Origin of the sequence: Promicromonospora alba, assembly GCF_042654905.1 — a bacterium.
GTDB classification, from domain to species: Bacteria; Actinomycetota; Actinomycetes; order Actinomycetales; family Cellulomonadaceae; genus Promicromonospora; species Promicromonospora alba.
Genome location: NZ_JBHSFI010000005.1, coordinates 912,554 through 936,343, shown reverse-complemented (window position 1 = coordinate 936,343; position 23,790 = coordinate 912,554). Strand labels below are relative to the sequence as shown.

The following is a 23,790-nucleotide window of genomic DNA, read 5'->3' as shown; positions in this document are numbered from 1 at the left end:
CAGGACATGAGCACCACACTTCTCGAACCTTCGGCGCCACCGCGCCAAGAGATCCGGCAGAGAAAGCGCCGGCCCCCGTACCTGCCCTGGCTCCTGCTGTCGGCCGCGATGGTCATCCTCGGCGTGCTGACCGGCTTCCCCCTCGTCCGCCTGGTCCTGATGTCGTTCCAGGAGTACGAGCGGGCCCAGCTGATGGGTCAGCCCGCCGAGTGGGTCGGGTTCGACAACTACACGACGATCCTGACCGACGTCGACGGCTTCTGGACCGTGCTGGCGCGCAGCTTCGTGCTCATGGTCGTCCTGGTGGTCGTCACGATCGTGCTCGGCATGCTCGTGGCCCTGCTCATGATGCGGGTCGGCAAGGCCATGCGGCTCCTGGTCTCGGTCGGCCTGCTGCTCGCCTGGGCCATGCCGTCGCTGGCCGCGACCACCGTCTGGGGCTGGCTCTTCGACACGCAGTACGGCGTGGTCAACAACCTCCTCACCGCGATCACCGGGGACCGGTGGTTCGGCTACTCCTGGCTGCTCGACCCGCTGTCCTTCTTCGTGATCGTGGCGTGCATCGTCGTGTGGGGGGCCGTGCCGTTCGTCGCGTTCACGCTCTACGCCGGCCTGACGCAGATCCCGGAGGAGGTCATCGAGGCCGCACAGCTCGACGGCGCGAACGCGTTCCAGCGCTTCCGGCTCATCCAGCTGCCGTACGTGCGCACCATCATCACGGTGCTCGTGGTCCTGTCGATGATCTGGGACCTGAAGCTCTTCACGCAGGTCTTCGTGCTGCAGGACATCGGCGGTGACCGTGAGCTGACCAGCACCATCGGCGTCTACATCTACCAGATGGGTATGGCCCAGGGGCACTACGGCGTGGCGAGCGCCATCGGCGTCATCTTCGTGATCGTCATGCTGACCATCGCCTACCCCTATGTGCGGCGCACGCTGCGGGAGGAAGAGCTGTGATCAAGATCCGCAAGCGACTCGCCGACACCGGGTTCGGCGTCCTGGCCCTCATGGTCTTCGGGCTCTCGGCCTTCCCCGTGTACTGGATGGTCAGCACCTCGTTCCTGCCGAACAACCGGATCCGTGGTGAGAACCTCGCGTTCTTCCCCACACCGGACGTGTTCACGCTGGACAACTACCGCGCTGCGATCCTCAGCCCACGAGCGCCCTTCGCGCCCGCCGTGCTGAACTCGATAGGGGTCACGTTCCTGACCCTCGTGATCGCCCTGGTCGTCGGGTTCGTCGCCGCGCTCGCCCTGACCCGGTTCCAGTTCAAGGGCCGCCGGACGTTCATCGTGCTGATCCTGGTGGTCCAGATGATCCCCGGAGAGGCGATGATCATCTCCTTGTTCCGGATCATCGACGGCTGGCAGCTGCTCAACACGATCATCGGCCTGACGCTCGTGTACGCGGCCGGCGTCCTGCCGTTCACCATCTGGACGCTGCGCGGATTCGTGAACGGTGTACCCAAGGAGCTGGAGGAGGCGGCGATGATCGACGGGTGCTCCCGGGCCGGTGCGTTCTGGCGGGTCACGTTCCCGCTGCTCGCCCCGGGTCTGGTCGCCACCGGCGTGTTCGCCTTCATCCAGGCGTGGAACGAGTTCGTCACGGCGCTGGTGATCATGCAGCGGCCCGAGGCGATGACCCTGCCGCTCTGGCTGCGCACGTTCGTGCAGGCCACGCAGGCCACCAACTGGGGAGCGGTCATGGCGGCCTCGGTGCTCATCGCGATCCCCGCGGTGATCTTCTTCCTGATCGTGCAGGGCCGGATGACCGGTGGTCTGGTCTCCGGCGCGGTGAAGGGCTGATGGGTAGCAGGTCCGGTACGGGCACGTCCGTCCAGGGCGAGCCCAGCGAGCGAAAGGCTGGGATGGGAAAGGTCGGCAAGCGGAAGGGGAGCGCCCGGACGGGGTCCGGGCGGGCGCCCGCGTACACGGTCGGCCTCGATATCGGCGGGACGAAGATCCTCGGCGCGCTCCTCGACCCCGAGGGTGAGGTGGTCGGCACCGTGCGGCGGACGACCGTGCACGGCGCCGACGGCCTCGTCGCCGGTGCGGCGCAGGCGGTGCGCGACGTCGTGGCGTCGGGTGGGGTGGAGCTCGCGGACGTGGCGGGCGTCGGGCTGGGGATCCCCGGCATCGTCGACCACCGGTCGGGCACCGTGAAGCACGCGGTCAACCTCGGCGTGCACGACGACGAGCTCCCGCTCGCCGAGCTGCTGTCCGCCGAGCTGGGCGGTGTGCCGGTGGTGGTCGAGAACGACCTCAACGTGGCAGCCGTCGGTGCGGCGCACGTGCTCGAACGCTCGGCGGACCGGGCAGGCGGCGCGCACGACCACGCGGACCTCGCGTTCCTCGCGCTGGGCACGGGCCTCGCGTCCGGGCTGGTGCTCGAGGGGCAGCTGCGACGTGGCGTGAGCGGGGCGGCCGGCGAGATCGGGCACGTCCCGGTGGATCCGCTCGGGCCGGAGTGCCCCTGTGGGCAGCGCGGCTGCCTGGAACGGTTCGCGTCGGGCAAGGCGCTGGAAGCGGCGTGGCCGTCGCGGCACGGCAAGCCGTCGCCGGTGGAGCTGTTCGAGGCGGCCCGCGCGGGCGACCAGGAGGCGATAGTGGTCAAGGACCGGTTCGCCTCCGCTACCGCCTCGGCCGTGCGGCTGCTGGTACTGACCACCGACGTGCGCCACGTGGTGCTCGGCGGGGGTGTGGCCCAGCTCGGCACCGAGCTGCTGGACGCAGTGCAGGACGCCCTGCGGGAGCAGGCCAAGGTGTCGCCGTTCCTCGGGTCGCTCAGACTGGCGGAGCGGGTCCAGCTCGCACCGACGCACGTTCCGGTCGCGGCGGTGGGTGCCGCCGTCCTGGGAAGGAGAAGCTGATGGAGGTCGTGATCGCGCCCCCGGGCGAGCTCGCGAGGCTGGCGGCGGACGCCGTCGAACGGCTGGTCCGGGCCAATCCCGAGGCGGTGCTCGGGCTGGCCACCGGCTCGTCGCCGCTCGTGGTGTACGACGAGCTGGTGCGCCGGCACAAGGAAGGCCTCTCGTTCGCGCGCGCCCGGGCGTACATGCTCGACGAGTACGTGGGCCTGGCGGCCGACCATCCCGAGCGGTACCGCAACGTCATCGAGAAGGAGTTCGCGTCCCGCGTGGACCTCGCGCCCGGGGCCGTGCAGGGGCCGGACGGCCTCGCGGCGGACCTGCAGGCCGCCTGCGCCGCATACGAGGCGAGCATCACGGACGCCGGCGGTGTCGACCTGCAGATCCTCGGCATCGGCACGGACGGCCACATCGCGTTCAACGAGCCCGGCTCGTCGCTCGCGTCCCGCACGCGGATCAAGACCCTGACGAAGCAGACCCGCGAGGACAACGCGCGGTTCTTCGGCGGGTCCGTCGACGACGTGCCCCGGCACTGCCTCACCCAGGGCCTCGCGACCATCATGTCGGCGCGGCACCTCGTGCTCCTGGCGTCCGGGCGCGCCAAGGCAGAGGCGGTGCACCAGCTGGTGGAGGGCCCGATCTCGGCGATGTGGCCCGCGACCATCATGCAGCTGCACCCGCATGCCACCGTGCTGGTCGACGACGCGGCGGCGTCGCGCCTGCAGCTCGCCGACTACTACCGGCAGACGTACGCCGACAAGCCCGACTGGCAGGGCCTCTGACCGTCGGGGCCGCTGTCAGCCGGGGCGCCGGCCGTCAGAGGTGGGTGCCCGTCAGAGGTAGTTGCCCGCCACCGGTGCTGGCTTCCACCGGCCGGACGTCGCCACGTCGGTGACCCGGTCGGTGGTCAGCCCGTCGGGTCCGTGCTCGAGGATCGAACGGCGGGCGACCTCCCGCAGGTCGGCACCCGTCGCGCCGTCGAGGTACGAGGCCACCAGGGCGATGTCGACCGGGGCCTGAGGCGGCAGGAAGAGCCGCAGGATCTCCGTGCGTCCGGCCTGGTCCGGCGGCGGCACCTCGATGATGGTGTCGAAGCGTCCGGGGCGCTTGACCGCCGGGTCCAGCGCCTCGGGGTCGTTGGTGGTGGCGACGGTGAGCACGTCGTCGGAGCTGCGCGTGCCGTCCAGGGCGTCCAGGAACTCGGCGAACGACGTGTCGCCGCGCGAGCCCTTGGACGCCACCGAGTCGATCTCCTCCAGCACCACGAGGCACGGGCCCAGACCGCGGATCTCCTCGTACAGCTCGGTCATCCAGGTGCGCAGCACCTCCGCGGTGACGAGCACCACCGTGAGCGGTCCGGCGAGCTCCGTGGCGATCACGCGCGTGAGCTTGGTCTTGCCGACGCCGGGCTTGCCGGCCAGCAGGAGCCCGCGCGAGGTCGTGTGGCCGAGGGCGCGCAGCGCGTCGCGGCGGGTGGTGACGCTCGAGCAGAACAGGTCCACCTCGCGCCAGAGGTCGGCGGGCAGCACGACGTCGCCGCGTACCTGCACGGTGTGCTTGACCGGCGTCAGCTCCACCGCACCGGTCGACGCCCGCGCCGACAGCACGCCGCCACGGTAGGGGTGCTCGTCCTCCAGCGTGCGGGTCAGGTCGGCGAGCACCCGTTCGGCGAGGGCGAGGCCACCGGGCGGGGCGAATGCGGTGACCGTCGGGGTTCCGTACCGGTAGGCCACCTCGACGGCCACGGGTGTCTCGTACGCGGACCCGGCAGGGAACAGGACGGTGGCCACGGCGGGCACGCTCACGGAGGTGCCGTTGCCGAGGTCGAGCGCGGCGCGCTGCGGCGCTCCGCCGGGGCCGAACACCGCGACGTCGTCGGGGTGGCGCTCCACCCAGCGCTGGAGGGCGTAGGCGTGCAGGCGCTGCAGCGTGCGCGACATGTCGCGCGAGACGTTGACCAGCGCGCTCTCGTCCACGTCCCACCTGCGGGCGAGCCACTCGCTCGACGAGCGGGGGTCCTTGGGGCGTTCCGGGATGGGGCGGCCGAGCATGGCGGCCACGGCGGCCACCGCGCGGCGCGCGGCCTCGTCGTTGTCGCCGAAGTCCGGCCAGTCGGGTTCGGGGAGGTCGTCGGTCAGCGTGGTGGCCAGGGTGTCGGCGAGGTCGGAGGCGGCGCCGTCGTCGGGCAGGGTGAGGCTCCTCTCGGGGTGGAGATGTGACATGCAGACAGTTATAGCCGTGGTCACCGACACCACCGCAAGCCTTTCCGCGACCCGATCACTCCGAGGGGGTCCCGGACCTGCTCCTGAGCGTGTCCCGCTGGAGTGGCTGTCGGTGGTCCCGCGTAGACTTCTCGGCATGACGGAACCACTCTCGAACCCGCAGGACGACCCCCGCACGCAGGGCGGTACGAGCGTCCTCGAGCGCGAGGAGACCCGGGAGGAGACCGAACCCGGAGACCACGAGCGCTTTGCGCACTATGTGCGCAAGGAGAAGATCATGCAGTCCGCTCTGAGCGGCAAGCCAGTGATCGCGCTCTGCGGAAAGGTGTGGGTCCCGGGCCGGGATCCGGGCAAGTTCCCGGTCTGTCCCCGGTGCAAGGAGATCTACGAGGGTCTTCGTGACCCGCAGGACGGCGGCGAGGGCGACTCCACCAAGTGACGAGCCAGCCGCAGCAGCTGCCCCACACACCGTCGTCTGCGGCCGCATCGTCGCTCAGCCCTGCCTTTCCGCGTCGTGCCCCCTGGGGCACGGCGTCGAGTCTGCGCGCCTGGCAGGCGGAGGCCCTGGAGCTCTACCGCGAGAAGAATCCGCGGGACTTCCTGGCCGTCGCCACGCCCGGCGCGGGCAAGACGACGTTCGCGCTCCGCATCGCCACCGAGCTCCTCGAGCAGGGCATCGTCCGGCGGGTCACCGTCGTCGCACCCACCGAGCACCTGAAGACCCAGTGGGCCGACGCCGCCGCACGTGTCGGCATCCGCATCGACCCGCACTTCAAGAACTCGCAGGGCCGGCACGGCTCGCACTACGACGGCGTGGCCCTCACCTACGCTCAGGTGGCGGCCAAGCCGGCGCTGCACCGTGCCCGCACGGAGGCCGCGCCGACGCTCGTGATCCTGGACGAGGTGCACCACGGCGGTGACGCCCTGAGCTGGGGCGACGCCGTCCGCGAGGCCTTCGAGGTGGCGGACCGCCGACTGGCGCTCACCGGCACCCCGTTCCGCAGCGACACCTCCGCCATCCCGTTCGTGGAGTACGAGGCCGACCGCGAGGGCATCCGCCGCTCGAAGGCCGACTACACCTACGGCTACGGCGAGGCGCTGCGCGACCACGTGGTCCGCCCCGTCCTGTTCATGTCCTATGCCGGTGACATGCGCTGGCGCACCAAGATGGGCGACGAGGTCAGCGCCCGGCTCGGCGAGGCCATGACCAAGGACATGACCGGCCAGGCGTGGCGTACCGCCCTGGACCCGGAGGGACAGTGGATCCCGTCGGTGCTCGCGGCCGCGGAGAAGCGGCTCACCGAGGTGCGCCGCACGGTGCCCGACGCCGGTGGCCTGGTCATCGCCACCGACCAGGACAACGCGCGCGCCTACGCGAAGCACCTGCACGAGATCACCGGCAAGCGCCCGGTCGTCGTCCTGTCCGACGACGAGGGCGCGTCCGGGCGCATCGAGGAGTTCGCGCAGGGCGACGACCGCTGGATGGTGGCCGTGCGCATGGTGTCGGAGGGCGTGGACGTGCCGCGCCTCGCCGTCGGCGTGTACGCCACCAGTGCCTCGACACCGCTGTACTTCGCGCAGGCGATCGGCCGGTTCGTGCGTGCCCGGAAGCGCGGCGAGACCGCGTCGATCTTCCTGCCGAGCGTGGCGCCCCTGCTGAACCTCGCGGGCACCATGGAGCAGGAGCGCGACCACGCGCTCGACCGCCCGCGTACCGCCGAGGAACAGGGCATCGAGTACGACCCGGAGGCCGCGCTCGTCGCGGAGGCGAACAAGGAGGAGAAGGCGTCGAGCGAGCTGCTGGGCTCGTTCCAGGCGCTGGAGGCCCAGGCCTCGTTCGACCGGGTCCTGTTCGACGGCGGCGAGTTCGGTACGAGCGCCGACCTCGGTTCCGCCGAGGAGCAGGACTTCCTCGGCCTGCCCGGGCTCCTGGAGCCGGACCAGGTGGCGACCCTGCTGCGCCAGCGCCAGGCGGACCACCTCAAGGCCCGCGGGGGTGCGCCGACCGCCCGCCAGGCGGAGGTCGACCGGTCGGAGCAGGAGCACCGCCGCGCGGCCGAGCTGCGCAAGGAGCTGTCCAAGCTCGTCTCGGCCTGGGCCAAGCGCAGCGGGCAGCCGCACGGCATGGTGCACGCCGAGCTGCGCCGCACGTGCGGAGGGCCTGAGGTGCCGCTCGCGACCGCCGACCAGCTCGCCGCGCGCGTGGCTCAGGTCCGGCGCTGGTTCGTCGGACAGAAGTAGTGGGGAGCGCCACGATCCGCATGTTGAGACAAGATGCCGCCTTGGCCCTGTTCGCGCCGCCCAGACGGGTTCGCTGGCCTACCGTGAGTGCATGACCGACGAGCTTCGGGGCATCGGCGCCTCGCTCACAGACTCGTGGCCTGCCTTCGACAACGGTGTCGAAGAGCCTCGGCCGCTGCCCGCAGCACCCCTGCCGTCGGTGCGTCCGTCGGTCGCGCTCCTGACCGACCGCTACGAGCTGACGATGCTCCAGGCGGCGCTCGCGGACGGCACCGCGCACCGGCACTGCGTGTTCGAGGTGTTCACGCGACGCCTGCCCGCAGGCCGCCGGTACGGCGTCCTGGCGGGGACCGGCCGCGTTCTGGAAGCGCTGCCACACTTCGTCTTCGAGGACGCAGAGCTGGCGTACCTCGAGCAGAACGGCATAGTCGACCGCCGGACGCTCGACTACCTCGCGAGCTACCGGTTCTCCGGCACCATCCAGGGGTACGTCGAGGGCGAGGTGTTCTTCCCCGGATCGCCCGTGCTGCAGGTGGAGGGCACCTTTGCGGAGGCGGTGCTGCTGGAGACCCTGATCCTGTCGATCCTGAACTACGACTCGGCGGTGGCGTCGGCGGCGTCGCGCATGACGAGCGCGGCGGGCGGGCGTCCCGTGCTGGAGATGGGCTCGCGGCGCGCGAGCGAGCAGGCTGCCGTCGCGGCCGCGCGGGCCGCGGTGATCGGCGGTTTCGCCGGCACGTCCAACCTCGAGGCCGGGATGCGGTACGGGCTGGACACCATCGGCACCGCCGCGCACTCCTTCATGCTGCTGCACGACACCGAGCGGGACGCGTTCGCGTCGCAGGTCGCGTCGCTGGGCCCCGGCACCACCCTGCTCGTCGACACGTACGACGTGAAGCAGGGCGTGGCGACCGCCGTCGAGGTGGCGGGCACCGGGCTGGGCGCCGTGCGCCTGGACTCCGGCGACCTCGGCGGCCTGGCCCAGGAGGTGCGCCGGCAGCTCGACGAGCTCGGCGCCCGCGACACGAAGATCGTCGTGACGTCCGACCTCGACGAGTACGCGATCGCGTCCCTGGCGTCCGCGCCCGTGGACGTGTACGGCGTCGGGACGTCGGTGGTCACCGGGTCCGGCGCGCCGACCTGCGGCATGGTCTACAAGCTCGTGGCGCGCGCCGACTCGTCGGGCGTGCTCCAGCCCGTGGCCAAGGCGTCCGCGAACAAGGCGTCGGTGGGCGGGCGCAAGGCCGCCGCCCGGCGCTACGGCCGCGACGGGCACGCCATCGAGGAGATCATGGTGACCGGCCCGGACACCGCGGTGGCCGAGTGGACGCCGCAGAGCGACGACCTGCGACCGCTGCTCGCCCCGATGGTCGTCGACGGCGCCGTCGACTCGCGCTGGGTGGGGCCGTACGGGGTCTCGAACGCGGCGATCAACCACGGCATGGTGCGTGCCGAGCTGCCCCGCAGCGCACGCCGGCTGTCCGACGGCGACCCCGCGATCCCGACCGTGGACCTGCGTCTGGACGACCTCCACTACTGAGCGCGAGGCGCGAGGTCACAGCCAGGCGACAACTTCGCGAAAATCTTGGACAGGAGTGTCCAGCCGAGGGACGAAACCGCCTAGAGTGAGACCTGTGACTTCTTCCCCACCGCCGCTGCTATCGCCCATGGGGTCAGCCGGGACGGCCGTCGAGGAGGACACCGAGACGGACATCCTCGCGGGAGTCGCGGACCCGTGGGTGACCATCGTCTGGAACGACCCGGTGAACCTGATGTCGTACGTGACGTACGTCTTCGAGAGCTACTTCGGGTACCCGCGCGTCAAGGCAGAACGGCTCATGACTCAGGTGCACAAGAACGGTCGCGCAGTCGTGTCCAGCGGTGGGCGCGAGCGCATGGAGGTGGACGTGCAGGCGATGCACGGGTTCGGTCTGTGGGCAACGCTGCAGGAGTCGGGCGCGCGGGGAGCCGCATGACACCGTTCCGCGCCATGCGGCGGGGTTACGAGGCCAGGTTCGAGCCGGTGGAACGGGTCGTCCTGGCTCGGGTCGCGCGCGATGTCGCGGACATGCTCCGCGAGGAGGCAGGCCTTGACCTGTTCCCCGACGACGACATCTCGGGCCTCTCGGCGCACGCCGGCCCGGGCAAGGGGCAGGCGTGGGCCAACGGCCTGCTCGCCCCGGACGAGCTGACCGACGCCGACCTGGCCCGGCTCACCGGGGTGACCGGGGTGGGCCGCATCCCGACCGATCCAGCGGCCCGGCGGCTGCTGCCGGACGCGAGCAAGGACGACTCGGACATCGCCGACGAGTTCCGCCGGCTGACCCAGAACGACGTCGCCCAGGCGAAGGTGGACCGGCTCGAGGCGTTCGCCGCGCTGCTCGACCTGCCGACGGGTGAGGACGCGCCCTCCCCGCTGGGCCGGCACGGCGCCCCGCCGCCGGTGCGGGTGCCGCGCGAGGACGCCGAGCAGTTCGCGGGGGCGCTCACGGACGTGCGCCTCGTGATCGCCGAGCGGCTCGGGCTGAAGTCCGACGAGCAGGTCATGCAGCTCACCGACGAGATCATGTGGGACCGGCAGGCCGGTCGTGAGATCCCCGTGGCGACCGACGGCCGTGCGGCCCGGCGCTTCTGGTCAGGGGTGTTCGTCGCCGCGGGCTACGCGCAGGAGACCCTGATGGACGTGATGCTCAGCGAGCTGCGGGGGCGGCGTCCGCCGGGTTGAGGACCGCGGGCCGGGCTACAGCTCGTAGACCGTGCCCGGCTCCGCTATGTCGACCGGGCCCGCGAACGTCCCGCGCGCCTCCGCGAGGGAGTCCGCGGGGTCGTTCCAGACCGGCAGGTGCGTCAGCAGCAGACGGCGGGCACCGGCGTCGGTCGCCACCTGGCCGGCGCGCTTGCCGGTGAGGTGGATGCCCCGCTCGACGACGTCGTCGCGCCCCTCGAGGAACGCGGCCTCGCTGAGCAGCAGGTCGACGTCGCGCGCGAGCTCGACCACCGACGGGCACGCGTCGGTGTCTCCCGTGTACGCCAGCGTCGTCGTGCCGCCCGACGCCGACGGGCCGGTCACGCGCACGCCGTACGTCTCGACCGGGTGGAAGACCCGGTGCGGCTCGATGGTCAGCGGCCCGATCACTACCTGCTCGAGGTCGGCCCAGGACCGGAAGTCGAAGTCGTTCTCCATCGACTCGCCCTCGCTCAGCCCGTACGACAGCGCCACGTGCCGTTCCGCGGTCGACGGGCCGAAGACGGGCAGGGGCTGCTCCTTGCCGCCGGTACGCAACGAGCCGTGCTCAGGGTGGTACCGCAGGTACACGTAGAGACCCGAGAGGTCGGCGCAGTGGTCCGGGTGCATGTGCGAGATGGAGACCGCGTCGAGGTCCTTGGGGTCCATGAACCGCTGCAGGGCGCCGAACGCGCCGTTACCCAGGTCGAGCAGGACGTTCCAGTCGCGCGCCTCGTGCCCCGCTGCGGCCGCCTCTGCGGCGGTGACCTGCACCAGGTACGACGACGCGGGGGTCGCCGGCCCCGGGAACGAACCGGAGACGCCGATCGGGATCAGGCGCATCAGACGGCCTCCACGAGTGAGACCTCAGGGCCCAGGAACCGGCTGGCGAGCTGCCCGAAGGGCGCCGGGTCGCCGGTGGTCAGGAACCGGTGCACGGGCGCGCCGGCGTCGGGTGCGCGCTCCAGGTCGTGCGCGACGAGGGTGCGATACACGTCCTTGGCGGTCTCGTCGGCGCTGGAGACCAGCGTGACCTCCTCGCCCATGACGTACGAGATGGCGCCCGCGAGCAGCGGGTAGTGCGTGCAGCCGAGGACGAGCGTGTCGACGCCTGCGGCCTTCACCGGGTCCAGGTACTGGTGCGCGAACTTCTGCACCTCCGGGCCCGACGTGCGGCCCTCCTCGACGAACCGCACGAACTCCGGGCAGGCCTGGCTCGTGACGGTCAGGCCCGGCGTGACGTGGAACGCGTCGTCGTACGCACGCGACTCGATGGTGGTGCGCGTGCCGATGACGCCGATCCGGCCCGACCGCGTGGTCGTCACGGCGGCGCGGGCCGCCGGCAGGATGACCTCGACCACGGGGATGCCGTGCCGCTGGGTGTACCGCTCGCGGGCGTCCCGCATCATCGCCGACGACGCCGTGTTGCACGCGATGACCAGCATCTTCACACCGGCGGCCACGAGCCGGTCCATGGCGTCGAGCGCCATCGCGCGGACTGCGGCGATCGGCTTGGGTCCGTAGGGGCTGTTCGCGGTGTCGCCGAGGTACCGGACCTGCTCGTTGGGCAGCTGGTCCAGGATGGCGCGCGCGACCGTGAGGCCGCCGAGGCCGGAGTCGAAGATCCCGATGGGCGCGTCGTTCACGGGGTGAAGCCTAGCGACGACAACGCGTCGTCACCGGTGCTCGTGAGCCGCGCCACGCGTGACGCGTGACACGTTGCGGCAGGTCAGGACGGTGCATGCGGGACCGAATGACTGGCTGTCCGTCGCCTTCGTAGGCGGTCTGAACCCCTGTGGTCTAGATTTACCGGAATGGCCGGTGCATGGGCAAACTGTTGCAGGTCAGGGTATGCGTCAGTGCCACTTCATCTACTCCTGATCGGAGCAACGCTGTGCGGCATATGCCAAAGTTGATCGCTCTGATCGTCCTGATGACCTTCGGTTCTGTGGTTGCGGGGGTCCTGCTCAGTTCCTTCGTTCCTCCGGCCGTGATCGCTGGGCTGTTGATCATCGTGTGTGGCCTGTTGGTGTTCAGGCGCACGCGGTCCGGGACAGACGAAAGCTGACGGACGCACCCGGCAGGCGGGCCGCTCGGGCCGCTTGCAATCCCCGACAGACCCTAGGCTGGAGCGCATGACCTCCAGCACCGACATCGTCCGCGCCGACGGGCGCGCCACCGACCAGCTCCGCCCCGTGAAGATCACCAGGGGATGGCTCGACGAGGCCGAGGGGTCGGTGCTCGTGGAGTTCGGGCGGACCCGCGTGCTGTGCGTCGCCTCGTTCACGGAGGGCGTGCCGCGCTGGCGCAAGGGTTCCGGCGAGGGCTGGGTCACCGCCGAGTACGCGATGCTGCCGCGCGCCACCAACGAGCGCAGCGCGCGCGAGTCCGTGAAGGGCAAGATCGGCGGCCGCACGCACGAGATCTCGCGGCTCATCGGCCGGTCGCTGCGCGCCGTCGTCGACATGAGCGCGCTCGGCGAGAACTCCATAGTGCTCGACTGCGACGTGCTGCAGGCTGACGGCGGGACCCGCACCGCGGCGATCACCGGCGCCTACGTGGCGCTCGTCGACGCGATCGCCTGGGGTCGCCGCCACGGGCACGTCAAGGGCGGCAAGCAGGTGCTCTCCGACACGGTCTCCGCGGTGTCCGTCGGCATCATCGACGGAACGCCGATGCTCGACCTGCCGTACGTCGAGGACGTCCGCGCGGAGACGGACATGAACGTGGTCGTCACGGGCGGCGGCAAGTTCATCGAGGTGCAGGGCACCGCCGAGCACGCGCCGTTCGACCGCGCCGAGCTCGACGCGCTGCTCGACCTCGCGGTGGGCGGCACCGCCGAGCTCGCCAAGATCCAGCAGGACGCGCTCGCGCAGGAGCTCTGACCGCGGGCCGCGCAGGCCCGGGTGTCGTGGCTCAGACCTGCGCGGCCTGCACCTGCGCGGCGACGCTGTCCTCGCCGACGAACACGCTGCCGCCGCGGCGCACCGTCTCGGTGTAACGGCGGAGCATCTCCGGCTTGTTGTCGCGCACGAGGGCTATCCAGTCCGCCGGCGCGCCCGTGCCCGGGTCGTGGGTCGCGCCCCACTCGGCGATCTCGACCATCGTCGGGATCAGGCCGAGGCCACGCTCGGTGAGGTCGTAGCGCACCCGCCGGCCGTCGGCCGGGTCGGGGGACCGGCGGAGGATCCCGGCGCTCGTCAGCGCGTCGAGCCGGGCGGTGAGCACGCTCGGGGAGATCGCCTCGTCGGACGCCAGGAACTCGTTGAACGTGTGCTTGCCGAAGTAGACGACGTCGCGGATCACGAGCAGCGACCACGGGTCACCGAACGTCTCCAGGCCGAAGTTGACCGGACACGTGGACTTGCCGCTCGCTCGCTTCATGCTGCCCTCCTGCGAAAACTCGTCCGCCGCGGACCGATGATTCCCCGCGACCCGCTCCGTCATACCTGCATGATCACTACGGTCATCGTAGTGAAGTGACGGAGGGTCCACAAGGACCCGGACCCCGAGGAGCTTCAGATGAGTGCGAACGAGACGGCGGCGGTGACGGCGTCGGACGGCGTGGCGAAGCTGCGCATGCAGGACCCGGAGGTGCGCACCTTCGCGCACCTCCTCGTGAACGTGAGCCTGGCGTCGGTGGTCAACTTCACCGTCTGGTTCGCTGTCACGTTCTGGGTGTACCTGGAGACGGGCTCGGTCTTCGCGGCCGGTGTCATCTCAGGCATCTTCCTGGTCGCCATGGTGTCGACCGGCGTGTGGTTCGGTTCGCTGGTCGACCATCACCGCAAGAAGACGGTGATGCAGGCCTCGGCGGTCGTCTCGCTGGCGTTCTACGTGGCGGCGCTGGCGCTGTACCTGGCCACTCCCGCCGCCGCGTGGACCGACCCCGCGGACGTCCGGCTCTGGGCGCTCGTGCTGCTCGCGATGGCCGGCGTCATGGCGGGCAGCGTGCGGGGCATCGCGATGACCACCGTCGTCACCGCGCTGTTCGACGAGTCGCGCCGCGACCGGGCCAACGGCCTCGTCGGCACCACGTCGGGTATCTCCCACCTGGTGACGTCCGTGATCAGCGGCCTGCTGGTCGCGTCGAGCGGGATGCTCGGCGTGCTGGTCGTCGCGGTGGTGGTGCTGGCCGCCGCCGTCGTGCACCTGCACCGCCTGCAGGTGCCGGAGTCGTTGGCCGAGGCCGCGGCGGCGGACGAGCCCAAGAAGGTCGACCTGCGCGGGACCCTGCGCATCGTGAGCCAGATCCCGGGGATGTGGGCGCTGATCGGCTTCACGCTGCTGAACAACCTGCTCGGCGGCGGCCTGATGGCGCTGGCCGACCCGTACGGGCTGTCGCTCATGCCGGTCCAGGCCTGGGGGTTCGCGTGGGGCGGGATCAGCGTGTTCATGATCCTGGGCGGCCTGGTCGTCGCCAAGCGCGGTGTCGGGCGCAACCCGCTGCGGACCCTGCTCGTCGTGAACCTCATCATGTGGGCCGCGACGTTTCTCCTGCCGATCCAGCACAGCGCCGTGCTGCTGATCGCCGGGTTCGCGGTGTACCTGTTCGTCATGCCGTTCGCCGAGGCGTCCGAGCAGACCGTGCTGCAGAAGGTGGTGCCCTACGAGCGGCAGGGGCGCGTGCTCGGGTTCGCCCACAGCGTCGAGATGGTGGCGGCGCCGCTGACGGCGTTCCTCATCAGCCCGCTCACCGAGTTCGTGTTCCAGCCGTTCATGACCGACGGCGCCGGCGCGGCCCTGATCGGCGGCTGGTTCGGTACGGGGCCTGCCCGGGGGATCGCGCTGGTGCTCATGCTGCTCGCGGTGCTCGGACTGGTGCTGACGGCGCTCGCGCTCGCCAGCCGGCAGTACCGCACGATGAGCCGGCACTACCTGCGCGGTGCCGACGGCGGTGACGAGCCGCGGACGGACGACGAGGTGCCCGCCGTGGACGCCGTCGAAGGGCAGCCCGGCCGGGTCCTCGAGCCCGTCTGAGGAGTTTCGGGCCGGGCGGCGGCTGGCATGATCGGGGCATGAGCTCCTCGACAGTGCCGCCCGCCGCCCGGATCGTCCTCGCGACCCACAACGCCAAGAAGGTGGGGGAGCTGCGGGCGATCCTCGCCGCGTCCGGCCTCGACCTGTCGGACGGCGCTCTGGTCACCTCGGGCGAGGTCGGCGCACCGGAGCCGGTCGAGGACGGCGTGACGTTCGCCGAGAACGCGCTGATCAAGGCGCGGGCGGTGTGCGCGGCGACCGGGCTGCCCGCCGTCGCCGACGACTCAGGGCTGGCGGTGGACGTGCTGGGCGGTGCGCCAGGGATCTTCTCGGCCCGCTGGGCGGGCAAGCACGGCGACGACCAGGCCAACCTCGACCTGCTGCTGGGCCAGCTGGGGGACGTGCGCCTGGAGCACCGTCAGGCGGGGTTCGTGTGCGCCGCGGCGCTGGTCACGCCCGACGGGCGCGAGGAGGTCCGCATCGGCGAGATGCGGGGCCTGCTGGCGACCGAGCCGCGCGGGACCAACGGGTTCGGCTACGACCCGATCCTCGTCCCGGACGAGGCGGCGCCGGATGGCGCGAGCGCGGACGGCGACCGCCGTCGGACCGCTGCGGAGCTGGAGCCGGAGGAGAAGAACGCGATCTCGCACCGCGGCAAGGCGTTCCGGGCGCTGGCCCCGGTGGTCCTCGAGGTGCTGGGCGCCTAGCGAGCGCGACGCAGCGCCGTCACCAGCGCGCGCCAGCCGAGCATGGTGATCGCCAGAAAGACGGCCGTGACCAGCGCGAACGACCAGGCGAGACCCTGGCCCGAGACGCCGCGCAGCACCAGAGCGCCGAACACGGTCATGAACCAGATCAGCACGCCCGTCGGCCAGACGCGGGACGGGTCCTGCCAGGCGCGGGTCACAGCCCAGCCGAGCGCGGCCGCCAGGGCGAAGGGCCACACCACGCGCCCGAAGGCGGCGACCAGCGACCCGTCGTGCGACGCGATGCCGATGAAGGCGAAGGCCAGGACGGCGACGGCGTCGGCCGCTGCGGCGGGCCAGACGGGCACGGTGCGGGGGGCGGTGGTGCTCACGCGTCGAGAGTAGTCCGGGGACGCGTGCGAGCCCGCATCGGGGTGGTTCTCGGCACAGCGTGCTTCACCCGGGTGAAAAGTTTACATGTCGGACATGTATAACCCTTGTACTCGAATCGTCCAGGCCTCAAGATCACTCAGCCCGCCATGTGGCGGACCGTGTGATCTAGGAGGCAGGCATGCGAAGCAACCTCTCCCGCAATCTTTTTGCGGGTCTGGCAGCTCTGGCACTTGGTGGGAGCGTCACCCTCGCGTCGGTCGCGCCGGCAGTGGCTCAGCCGAGCGATACCACCGGCAGCAACGTCGCTGTGCACAACGCGGCGACCACCCGGGCGGCGCACGACAAGGTGGTCGACTACTGGACCCCCCAGCGGATGCGCAACGCGGTGCCGGCGGACGTCCTCGTCGCCGGCAAGGACAAGTCCTCCGCGGGCGACGCGGTGGCCGTGGGCAAGCCGTCGGTCGTCCGCCAGGCCGCTCCCGCCGCGGTCGCCGACTTCACGGGCGGCTACTTCTCGGGCGGTGGCGAGGTCCGTGACACCACGGGCAAGGTGTTCTTCACGCTCGGTGGATCGAACTACGTCTGCTCGGGCAGCGCCGTGACCTCGGGGAACAAGGACGTCGTCCTCACCGCCGGGCACTGCCTCAACGAAGGCCCCGGTGCCTACGCCACGAACTGGGCGTTCGTCCCCGGCTACGACGACGGCGCCCGGCCGTACGGCACCTTCACCGCCCGTCAGCTCATCACGACCACCCAGTGGCGCGACAGCGGCGACTTCGACTACGACTTCGCCTTCGCCATCGTGAACACCGTCGACGGAGCGCACCTGACCGACGTCGTCGGCGGACAGTCCATCGGCTTCAACCAGTCGCGCGGCCAGTACATGTACTCGTTCGGCTACCCAGCGGCCAGCCCGTACGACGGTTCGGACATCGCGTGGTGCCACGGCACCGTCGTGCAGGACACCTACGGCGGCAGCGCCGACCAGGGCCTGAACTGCAACATGACCGGTGGCTCGTCCGGCGGCCCGTGGTTCGTGAACTACAACGAGTCCACCGGCCTGGGCACGCTCAACTCGGTGAACTCCTTCAAGTACAACGGTGGCAGGCTGCGCAGCTACATGTTCGGCCCGTACCTGGGCACTGTCGCCCAGTCGCTGTACAACACCGCGGCAAGCCGCTGATGCGCTGACCGCGGCTACCGCCGGCAGCCGCTGGCGACCGGAACCGCTGGTCGAGCCTGTCGAGACCGACAGGCGCGGCCAGCGGTTTCAGCGCGTCAGGGCCGGGAGCAGGTCCAGGTAGTCGGCGAACGCCGCATGCACCTGATCCTGGTCCAGCCCGAACCGCTCGAGGTCGTACCGGTGCGGCGCGCGCTGCTTCGGCGCCTCGCGTGCCGCAGCCAGGTTCGCCTCGTCGGCGGCGCCCCACTGGGCCCCGAGCTGCTCGAACAGCTCCGGCAGCGCCGTGGACGGGTCGCCGGTGAGGCGTTCGTACGGCAGGTCGTGCACGACGTCGGACCCCAGGGCGGCGCGCTGGGCGAGAGCGCGGGACACCCCGCGGGACATGATCGCTAGCCACAGCCTGCCGGTCTCGGCCAGGTCGACGGCGTCCGGCCGCCTGTGCAGCCGCTCCGCGGCCTCGGCCATCGAGCACAGCGAGGCGAGGGCGACCTCGGGGGTCCGGTGGGACCAGACGAACTGGGCGTCGGGGAACACGTCGCGGATCGCCGACATGTGGAAGAGGTTCGCCGGATGCTTCAGTACCCAGCGGCGCGTGGGCCGCTCGTAGGAGAGCACCTGGAGCGTGTCGCGCAGGAACCGGTAGTCCGGCCGGTGGTCGAAGGCCTGCAGGCGTTCGACGTAGTCCGGCGCGGGTACGGCCATGGAGTGCAGCTCCGAGTGGGCCCGGATAAAGGTGTCCTCCTCCTCGGTCTCGGCGAAGAGCGGGTGGATGGTGTCCCACGTGGGGCTGAGCCGCGACACCATCGCGTACTTCTTCCGGGTGCGCCGGATCAGCTCGGCCTCGGCGGCGCTGTCGACGGCCAGGCCGAGGTGCGTCATCTCCCAGAGCTTGGGCCCGCGGTGGGCGGGTGACCTGGACAGCAGGTTGTACGTGAGGGTGGTGCCCGCCCGGGGCATGCCGACCACGAACACCGGAGCCTCCACCGGCTCGCCGGCGATCCGGGGATGCCGGGCGTGCAGGTCGCCGACCACGACACGGTTCCGGATGCGGGACTCCACCAGCGCCTGCCCCGCCATCCAGCCGAGCGGGCTCAGGCCGGGAAAGCGCGCGAAGGCGCGCAGGACCAGCCGGAGGTGCTCAAGGTCTGCCGCGTACTCGGCGCTCAGCGGTGTGCGGCCGCGCGAGGCCCGGGCGATCATGCGGTCGAACACGGCGTCCGGGTCCTTGCGGGTGCGGGTACCGGGCGTGAGGAGCAGGTTGGTCAGGCGAAGTGCAGGCGGGGTCTCGGGCACGTCTCTCCAAGGGTGGGCGCTCGCACGAAGAGCGGCGGTACATATCATCCCGTAACGCGCATTTCCGCGTAAAGGAAAGTGCCGGGTCCGCCGAGCGCGGAAGGGCCCGTAGGCTTGGCGGATGCACCTCGTCGCCCAGGATCTTGCCTTCGCGTACCCGGGGCGGGACGTGCTGGCCGGTGTGAGCTGCACGGTGAACGACGGCACGCGGCTCGGCGTCGTGGGGGAGAACGGCTCCGGCAAGTCCACGTTCCTGCACCTGCTCGCCGGTGACCTGCAGCCGAAGTCGGGCGAGGTCCGGCGGCACGGTTCGGTGGCCCTCGTCGAGCAGGAGCTGCACCCCACGCCGGGCCAGACCATCGGCGACCTGGTCGAAGGCACGCTCGACGGCCTACGGAGCGCGGCCGCCGAGCTCGAGGCCGCTGCCGCTGCGTTCGACCACGGTTCCGGCGACCTCGCGGTGCTCGAACGCACCCTCTCCCTCGCCGAGCACCTCGCGGTCTGGGACGCCGACCGGCGCGTCGAGGTGGCGCTCACCCGGCTCGGTGCGCCGCGCGACCCCGGCCGCCGTCTCGACGAGCTCAGCGTGGGCGAGCGGTTCCGCGTCCGCCTCGCCTGCCGCCTCGCCGAGCGCTCCGACCTGCTCCTGCTGGACGAGCCCACGAACCACCTGGACGACTCCGCCATCGAGTTCCTCACGGGCGAGCTCGTGGCGTGGCGCGGCGGCGTCGTGCTCGTCACCCACGACCGCGAGCTGCTGGACGACGTCGCCACGGCGATCCTCGACCTCGACCCGTCCTGGGACGGCAAGCCCGTGCTGTACGGGCAGCCGGGCTACCTGACCTACCGGTTCGCGAAGAACCAGGCACTGCACCGCTGGCGCCAGCGCTACCGGGCCGAGCGCAAGCGGGCGGCGGCGCTCGCCGAGCGGCTGGACGAGTCGTACGAGGGCCTGTCCGACGAGTGGCGCCCGGGGAAGGGCTCGCAGAAGCACCGCCGCGCCACCCACGCCCGGATCCACGTCAAGGCCGCCGACCGGCTCGTCCAGAAGCTCGAGGCCGAGGCCATCGAGGTGCCGAAGCCGCCGGTCGAGCTGGGCTTCCCGGACCTGCCCGCGATGTCGCCGGGCTGGGACCCCAGCCATCCCGTGGTGGAGGTCCGTTCGCCGCGCGTGGGGGACGGTGGCGGCGGCCGCGTGGACCTGCCGGGCACGCGGATAGCGATCCCGCCGTCGGGCAGGCTGCTGATCGTGGGGCCCAACGGGACCGGCAAGTCGACGCTGCTCGGCGCGCTGGCCGGGACGCTGGAGCTGGACCGGGGGACCCGGTTCGTCGCTCCCGGGGCGCGCATCGGCGTCGTCGGTCAGGAGAGCCCGCCCATCACCGGCAAGGCGCGGTTGCGGACCGGTTTCGAGACCTATGCCGACGAGGCGCTGCGGCTGCTCGCCTCGGGCGAGCTCGACCCGGACCACGTGGTGCCGGTCGCGGGGCTCGGCCTGCTCAGCGAGGAGGACCTGGACCGGCCGCTCGCCGAGCTGTCCGCCGGGCAGCGCCGCCGGTTCGAGCTGGCGCGGGCGTTGCTGCACGCGCCGCACCTGCTGCTCCTGGACGAGCCGACGAACCACCTGTCGATCGACCTCGTCGACGAGCTGACCCGGGCGCTCCAGGTCACGCCGTGCGCGGTGGTCGTGGCAACGCACGACCGCCGCATGCGCTCGGACCTGGAGGACTGGCCGGTGCTGGACCTGTCCTAGGGCAGCCGGCCCACGTGGGCCATCGCCTGCTTGATCAGCATGCCCTGGCCGTTCATCATCTCGGCCTGGACGTCGTCGGCGCACGCCTCCTCGGGCGTCAGCCAGGCGAGGTCCAGGGAGTTCTGCTGAGGGCGGCAGTCGCCCGTCACCGGCACCACGTACGCGAGCGACACCGCGTGCTGGCGCGGGTCGTGGAACGCGGTGATGCCAGGCGTCGGGAAGTACTCCGCGACGGTGAACGGCTGCGGCGACGGCGGGACCTGCGGCAGCGCGACGGGCCCGAGGTCCTTCTCGATGTGCCGCAGCAGCGCGTCCCGGACCCGCTCGTGGTACATGACACGGCCGGAGACCAGGGCCCGCGTCATCACACCCTGCGTGTTCACACGCAGCAGCAGGCCGACGGCGATGACGTCACCCGAGTCGTCGACCCGGACCGGGATCGCGTCGATGTAGATGAGCGGGAGCTGTGCCCGCACGACCGCGAGGTCCTCGTCCGTCAGCCATCCCGAGGCCTGGGAGGGGTCGCGGTAGAAATCGTCCTGGGGGTAGTCGGCAGTGTCCGTCACGGGGTCCGTTCTACCAGTTCGCGCCCCGCAGCGCCGTACCCCCGCGCCGTCCGGACCGGCGCAGTGGTGTCGTGCCGCTCACTACGGCGCTCTTCCCGGAATAGCTGAGGGCGAAACTGTGCTGCACCAGGGAGACGTACAACGAGAGGAAACGCGACATGGCAACCGTCGACATCACCGATGCCACGTTCGAGAAGACAGTCAGCGACAACGGGATAGTCCTCGTGGACTTCTGGGCCGACTGGTGCCCGCCGTGCAAGATGTTCGGCCCCGTCTTCGAGGCGTCCTCGGAGAAGAACGACGACATCGTGCACGCGAAGATCGACACCGACGCGAACCCCGGCATCTCGTCGGCCGCGCAGGTGACGTCCATCCCCACGCTCATGGCGTTCCGCGACGGCGTGCTGGTCTTCCGCCAGGCGGGCGCGCTGCCGGCCAAGGGCCTCGCCGAGGTCGTGGAGGCCGTCCGCGGCCTCGACATGGAGGTCGTGAAGAAGGACCTCGCGGCCCAGCAGAACTGACCTGGCCCCTCGGCCGGTCCGGCAGAGCAGACGGCGACGGCCGCATCCCTCACGGGAGGCGGCCGTCGCCGTCTGCTGGACCGCTGTGCGCGAGGGGGGACTCGAACCCCCACGTCCGAAGACACCAGGACCTAAACCTGGCGCGGCTGCCAATTACGCCACTCGCGCGCGGCGCACAGTCTACGGGTAGTGGGCGTGCAGGTCAGCGGAACGCGGCGAGCCCCGTGATGTGTCGTCCGAGCACGAGCGTGTGGACCTCGTCGGTGCCCTCGTACGTGCGCACCGACTCCAGGTTGCTGGCGTGCCGCATGGGCGAGTGGTCCAGCGTGATCCCGTTGCCGCCCAGCACCGTGCGCGCCTCGCGGCAGATGTTGATGGCGATGCGCGCGTTGTTGAGCTTGCCCGCCGAGATCATGTGCCCCTCCAGCCGCCCGGCATCCTTGAGCCGGCCGAGCCGCAGCGCCATGAGCTGCGCCTTGGTGATCTCCAGGGCCATGTCCACGAGCTTGGCCTGCGTGAGCTGGAAGCCCGCGATCGGCGTGCCGAACTGCTCGCGCTCCTTGGCATAGGCCAGCGCGGCCTCGAACGCGTCCCGCGCGGCGCCGACGGTGCCCCACACGATGCCGTAGCGCGCCTCGTCCAGGCAGGCGAACGGCCCCGCCAGGCCGGGGTGCTCCGGAAGCAGGGCGTCCGCGGGTACGCGGACACCCTCCAGCGTGATGTCGCACTGCACGGACGCGCGCATCGACAGCTTCGGCTCGATCGGCACCGCCGCGAACCCCGGGGTCGACGTCGGCACGATGAACCCGCGGACCCGGTCGCGCTCGCCGCCGCCCTCCTGTGGCTCGGCCACCTTGGCCCAGATGATCGCGATGTCCGCGAACGAGGCCATGCCGATCCACCGCTTGGCGCCGTCCAGCACCCACTCGCCACCGGCGTCGCCGCCCTCGCTGCCCGGCACGAACCGGGCGCGCGTGGTCATGCTCGCGGGGTCGGAGCCCGCACCCGGCTCGGTGAGTCCGAAGCAGCCCACCACCTCACCGGTCGCCATGCGGGGGAGCCAGTGCTGCTTCTGTGCCTCGGAGCCGTGCTTGTGGATCGCCGACATCGCCAGCGAGCCCTGCACCGACACGAAGGTGCGGATGCCGGAGTCGCCGGCCTCCAGCTCCTGCGCGGCCAGTCCGTACTCGACGGCGGAGCGGCCGGCGCAGCCGTACCCGTCCAGGTGCATGCCGAGCAGGCCGAGCTCACCCAGCTCAGGCACCAGCTCGCGCGGGAAGTACGCGTCGGCGAACCAGCGGGCGATGTCCGGCCGGACGCGCCGGTCCACGAACTCGCGGACCCGGTCGCGCGTGGCCAGCTCGGCGTCGCTCAGCTCCGAGTCGATGTCGAGCAGATCGGCGGGCGAGCCCATCAGCACTGCACCTGCGGCTCAGTCATCGAGCCCGAGGACCTTGCGGATCCGGGCCACGTGGCCTGTCGCTTTCACGTTGTAGAAGGACTCGGCGACCGTCAGGTCCGGGTTCACCACGAAGGTGGAGCGGATGACGCCGACGTACGTCTTGCCGTAGTTCTGCTTCTCGCCCCAGGCGCCGTACGCCTCCAGCGTCGCGTGGTCCTCGTCGGACGCGAGGGGGAAGGTGAGCGCCTCGGCGTCGGCGAACTTGGCCAGCTTCGCCACCTTGTCGGGCGAGATGCCCACGACGGCGTAGCCCGCGCCCAGCAGCGACGCCTCGGAGTCGCGGAAGTCGCACGCCTCCTTGGTGCAGCCCGGCGTCGCGGCGGCCGGGTAGAAGTACACGATGACGCCCTTGTCGGTGCTCTTCGCCAGGTCGGCGAGGCTGACGGTGGCGCCGTCGGCGGTCGGGAGCGTGAAGTCGGGAGCCTTGTCCCCGGTCTCGAGACGTGTGGTCATGCGAGCAACGGTAGCCGCCTCACGGCCCGACGGCGGCCCGCCCGGCGGGACCTGTGGACAACCCTCTCCGCCGGTCGCGTAGCGTTGTCCTGTGAGCACCCCCGCTGTGACGAACGCCGCTACGAAGCCAGGCACCCTCCCGATCCGCATGCTGCACGACCGGCTCCTGGTCGAGCCGGAGTCGGACTCGGCGGAGCGGCACTCCACGGGCGGCCTGGTGATCCCGGCGACCGCGGTCGGGCCCAAGCGGCTCGCGTGGGCGACCGTCGTGGCCAAGGGCGAGCACGTGCGCCAGGTCGACGTCGGGGAGCGCGTTCTCTACGACCCCGAGGAGCGCGCCGAGGTGGACCTGGCGGGCCGCGACTACGTGCTCCTGCGCGAGCGCGACGTGCACGGCGTCGCCGAACGGGATGAGGCCGACGGCTCGACGGGGCTCTATCTGTAGG

The 23,790-nt window shown here is 71.3% G+C and carries 25 protein-coding genes and 1 tRNA gene; 16 read left to right on the top strand and 10 right to left on the bottom strand.

The features are described from left to right. The first annotated feature begins 6 nt into the window (after positions 1 to 6). From ACFO6V_RS19135 to nagB, 4 genes are read left to right on the top strand one after another with little or no spacing between them, the layout of a single operon-like run. Positions 7 to 957, top strand: coding sequence for a carbohydrate ABC transporter permease (locus tag ACFO6V_RS19135; RefSeq protein WP_377137991.1), 951 nt, complete (start codon positions 7 to 9; stop codon positions 955 to 957). Next, complete coding sequence (locus ACFO6V_RS19130; protein WP_377137989.1) at positions 954 to 1,805, top strand: carbohydrate ABC transporter permease; 852 nt, start codon at positions 954 to 956, stop codon at positions 1,803 to 1,805. The genes ACFO6V_RS19135 and ACFO6V_RS19130 overlap by 4 nt, the downstream gene beginning before the upstream one ends. Next, positions 1,805 to 2,869, top strand: coding sequence for an ROK family protein (locus ACFO6V_RS19125; protein ID WP_377137987.1), 1,065 nt, complete (start codon positions 1,805 to 1,807; stop codon positions 2,867 to 2,869). Before ACFO6V_RS19130 ends, ACFO6V_RS19125 begins: the two co-directional genes overlap by 1 nt. After that, the gene (gene nagB / locus ACFO6V_RS19120; protein WP_377137985.1) at positions 2,869 to 3,648 is read left to right on the top strand and encodes a glucosamine-6-phosphate deaminase; all 780 of its coding nucleotides are present in this window, start codon (positions 2,869 to 2,871) and stop codon (positions 3,646 to 3,648) included. The genes ACFO6V_RS19125 and nagB overlap by 1 nt, the downstream gene beginning before the upstream one ends. A gap of 51 nt (positions 3,649 to 3,699) precedes the next feature. Here nagB and ACFO6V_RS19115 read toward each other — a convergent pair whose 3' ends face one another. Then, positions 3,700 to 5,088 (bottom strand): AAA family ATPase, encoded by a 1,389-nt coding sequence (locus ACFO6V_RS19115; RefSeq protein ID WP_377137983.1) that lies wholly within the window; start codon positions 5,086 to 5,088, stop codon positions 3,700 to 3,702. A gap of 136 nt (positions 5,089 to 5,224) precedes the next feature. Here ACFO6V_RS19115 and ACFO6V_RS19110 point away from each other — a divergent pair, with 136 nt between their 5' ends. The 5 genes from ACFO6V_RS19110 to ACFO6V_RS19090 all read left to right on the top strand — a co-directional run bounded on the left by ACFO6V_RS19110 (position 5,225) and on the right by ACFO6V_RS19090 (position 10,054). Continuing rightward, positions 5,225 to 5,527 (top strand): DUF3039 domain-containing protein, encoded by a 303-nt coding sequence (locus tag ACFO6V_RS19110; RefSeq protein WP_357505934.1) that lies wholly within the window; start codon positions 5,225 to 5,227, stop codon positions 5,525 to 5,527. Next, the gene (locus tag ACFO6V_RS19105; protein WP_377137980.1) at positions 5,524 to 7,329 is read left to right on the top strand and encodes a DEAD/DEAH box helicase; all 1,806 of its coding nucleotides are present in this window, start codon (positions 5,524 to 5,526) and stop codon (positions 7,327 to 7,329) included. Before ACFO6V_RS19110 ends, ACFO6V_RS19105 begins: the two co-directional genes overlap by 4 nt. Positions 7,330 to 7,420: 91 nt before the next feature. After that, positions 7,421 to 8,869, top strand: coding sequence for a nicotinate phosphoribosyltransferase (locus ACFO6V_RS19100; protein ID WP_377137978.1), 1,449 nt, complete (start codon positions 7,421 to 7,423; stop codon positions 8,867 to 8,869). A 127-nt stretch (positions 8,870 to 8,996) separates the two neighbouring features. Further along, positions 8,997 to 9,305, top strand: a complete 309-nt coding sequence (clpS, locus tag ACFO6V_RS19095; protein ID WP_116674082.1) for an ATP-dependent Clp protease adapter ClpS — start codon at positions 8,997 to 8,999, stop codon at positions 9,303 to 9,305. Further along, positions 9,302 to 10,054, top strand: coding sequence for a DUF2017 family protein (locus ACFO6V_RS19090; protein ID WP_377137976.1), 753 nt, complete (start codon positions 9,302 to 9,304; stop codon positions 10,052 to 10,054). The genes clpS and ACFO6V_RS19090 overlap by 4 nt, the downstream gene beginning before the upstream one ends. 15 nt (positions 10,055 to 10,069) lie before the next feature. Here the strand turns inward: ACFO6V_RS19090 and ACFO6V_RS19085 are convergent, their stop codons facing one another. Further along, on the bottom strand, positions 10,070 to 10,897 hold the full coding sequence (locus ACFO6V_RS19085) for an MBL fold metallo-hydrolase (protein ID WP_377137974.1): 828 nt from the start codon (positions 10,895 to 10,897) through the stop codon (positions 10,070 to 10,072). Further along, positions 10,897 to 11,700 (bottom strand): glutamate racemase, encoded by an 804-nt coding sequence (gene murI, locus ACFO6V_RS19080; RefSeq protein ID WP_377137972.1) that lies wholly within the window; start codon positions 11,698 to 11,700, stop codon positions 10,897 to 10,899. Before murI ends, ACFO6V_RS19085 begins: the two co-directional genes overlap by 1 nt. 489 nt (positions 11,701 to 12,189) lie before the next feature. Here murI and rph point away from each other — a divergent pair, with 489 nt between their 5' ends. After that, positions 12,190 to 12,939 (top strand): ribonuclease PH, encoded by a 750-nt coding sequence (gene rph, locus ACFO6V_RS19075; protein WP_377137970.1) that lies wholly within the window; start codon positions 12,190 to 12,192, stop codon positions 12,937 to 12,939. Positions 12,940 to 12,970: 31 nt separating this feature from the next. On the opposite strand, the gene ACFO6V_RS19070 is transcribed toward rph, so the two are convergent. Continuing rightward, the gene (locus ACFO6V_RS19070) at positions 12,971 to 13,438 is read right to left on the bottom strand and encodes a winged helix-turn-helix transcriptional regulator (RefSeq protein ID WP_377137968.1); all 468 of its coding nucleotides are present in this window, start codon (positions 13,436 to 13,438) and stop codon (positions 12,971 to 12,973) included. A 138-nt stretch (positions 13,439 to 13,576) separates the two neighbouring features. Between ACFO6V_RS19070 and ACFO6V_RS19065 the strand changes: the two genes are divergently transcribed. Beyond that, positions 13,577 to 15,034: an MFS transporter gene (locus tag ACFO6V_RS19065; protein WP_377137966.1), complete on the top strand. Its 1,458-nt coding sequence runs from the start codon at positions 13,577 to 13,579 to the stop codon at positions 15,032 to 15,034. A gap of 38 nt (positions 15,035 to 15,072) precedes the next feature. Then, positions 15,073 to 15,741 (top strand): RdgB/HAM1 family non-canonical purine NTP pyrophosphatase, encoded by a 669-nt coding sequence (gene rdgB, locus ACFO6V_RS19060; protein WP_377137964.1) that lies wholly within the window; start codon positions 15,073 to 15,075, stop codon positions 15,739 to 15,741. On the opposite strand, the gene ACFO6V_RS19055 is transcribed toward rdgB, so the two are convergent. Beyond that, the gene (locus tag ACFO6V_RS19055) at positions 15,738 to 16,112 is read right to left on the bottom strand and encodes a DUF3054 domain-containing protein (RefSeq protein WP_377137962.1); all 375 of its coding nucleotides are present in this window, start codon (positions 16,110 to 16,112) and stop codon (positions 15,738 to 15,740) included. The genes rdgB and ACFO6V_RS19055 overlap by 4 nt on opposite strands. Before the next feature lie 179 nt (positions 16,113 to 16,291). Between ACFO6V_RS19055 and ACFO6V_RS19050 the strand changes: the two genes are divergently transcribed. Further along, a complete protein-coding gene (locus tag ACFO6V_RS19050) occupies positions 16,292 to 17,296 on the top strand; it encodes a trypsin-like serine peptidase (RefSeq protein ID WP_377137960.1) in 1,005 nt (334 codons plus the stop codon). 87 nt (positions 17,297 to 17,383) lie between these two features. On the opposite strand, the gene ACFO6V_RS19045 is transcribed toward ACFO6V_RS19050, so the two are convergent. Beyond that, positions 17,384 to 18,589, bottom strand: coding sequence for a sulfotransferase family protein (locus tag ACFO6V_RS19045; RefSeq protein ID WP_377137958.1), 1,206 nt, complete (start codon positions 18,587 to 18,589; stop codon positions 17,384 to 17,386). Between the two features lie 121 nt (positions 18,590 to 18,710). Between ACFO6V_RS19045 and ACFO6V_RS19040 the strand changes: the two genes are divergently transcribed. Continuing rightward, a complete protein-coding gene (locus ACFO6V_RS19040) occupies positions 18,711 to 20,342 on the top strand; it encodes an ATP-binding cassette domain-containing protein (RefSeq protein WP_377137956.1) in 1,632 nt (543 codons plus the stop codon). On the opposite strand, the gene ACFO6V_RS19035 is transcribed toward ACFO6V_RS19040, so the two are convergent. Beyond that, positions 20,339 to 20,908, bottom strand: a complete 570-nt coding sequence (locus ACFO6V_RS19035; protein WP_357505958.1) for an NUDIX hydrolase family protein — start codon at positions 20,906 to 20,908, stop codon at positions 20,339 to 20,341. The two genes, ACFO6V_RS19040 and ACFO6V_RS19035, sit on opposite strands and share 4 nt — an antisense overlap. 158 nt (positions 20,909 to 21,066) lie before the next feature. On the opposite strand from ACFO6V_RS19035, the gene trxA reads away from it, so the two are divergent. After that, positions 21,067 to 21,429, top strand: coding sequence for a thioredoxin (gene trxA / locus ACFO6V_RS19030; RefSeq protein ID WP_357505960.1), 363 nt, complete (start codon positions 21,067 to 21,069; stop codon positions 21,427 to 21,429). Positions 21,430 to 21,515: 86 nt separating this feature from the next. Here trxA and ACFO6V_RS19025 read toward each other — a convergent pair. The 3 genes from ACFO6V_RS19025 to bcp form a co-directional block, all read right to left on the bottom strand. Then, a tRNA-Leu gene (locus tag ACFO6V_RS19025) sits at positions 21,516 to 21,597 on the bottom strand. A 34-nt stretch (positions 21,598 to 21,631) separates the two neighbouring features. Beyond that, positions 21,632 to 22,843, bottom strand: a complete 1,212-nt coding sequence (locus ACFO6V_RS19020; RefSeq protein ID WP_377137953.1) for an acyl-CoA dehydrogenase family protein — start codon at positions 22,841 to 22,843, stop codon at positions 21,632 to 21,634. A gap of 18 nt (positions 22,844 to 22,861) precedes the next feature. Beyond that, the gene (bcp, locus tag ACFO6V_RS19015) at positions 22,862 to 23,344 is read right to left on the bottom strand and encodes a thioredoxin-dependent thiol peroxidase (protein ID WP_377137951.1); all 483 of its coding nucleotides are present in this window, start codon (positions 23,342 to 23,344) and stop codon (positions 22,862 to 22,864) included. 148 nt (positions 23,345 to 23,492) lie between these two features. On the opposite strand from bcp, the gene ACFO6V_RS19010 reads away from it, so the two are divergent. Further along, positions 23,493 to 23,789 (top strand): GroES family chaperonin, encoded by a 297-nt coding sequence (locus ACFO6V_RS19010; RefSeq protein WP_377138191.1) that lies wholly within the window; start codon positions 23,493 to 23,495, stop codon positions 23,787 to 23,789. The last annotated feature ends 1 nt before the right edge of the window (position 23,790 follow it).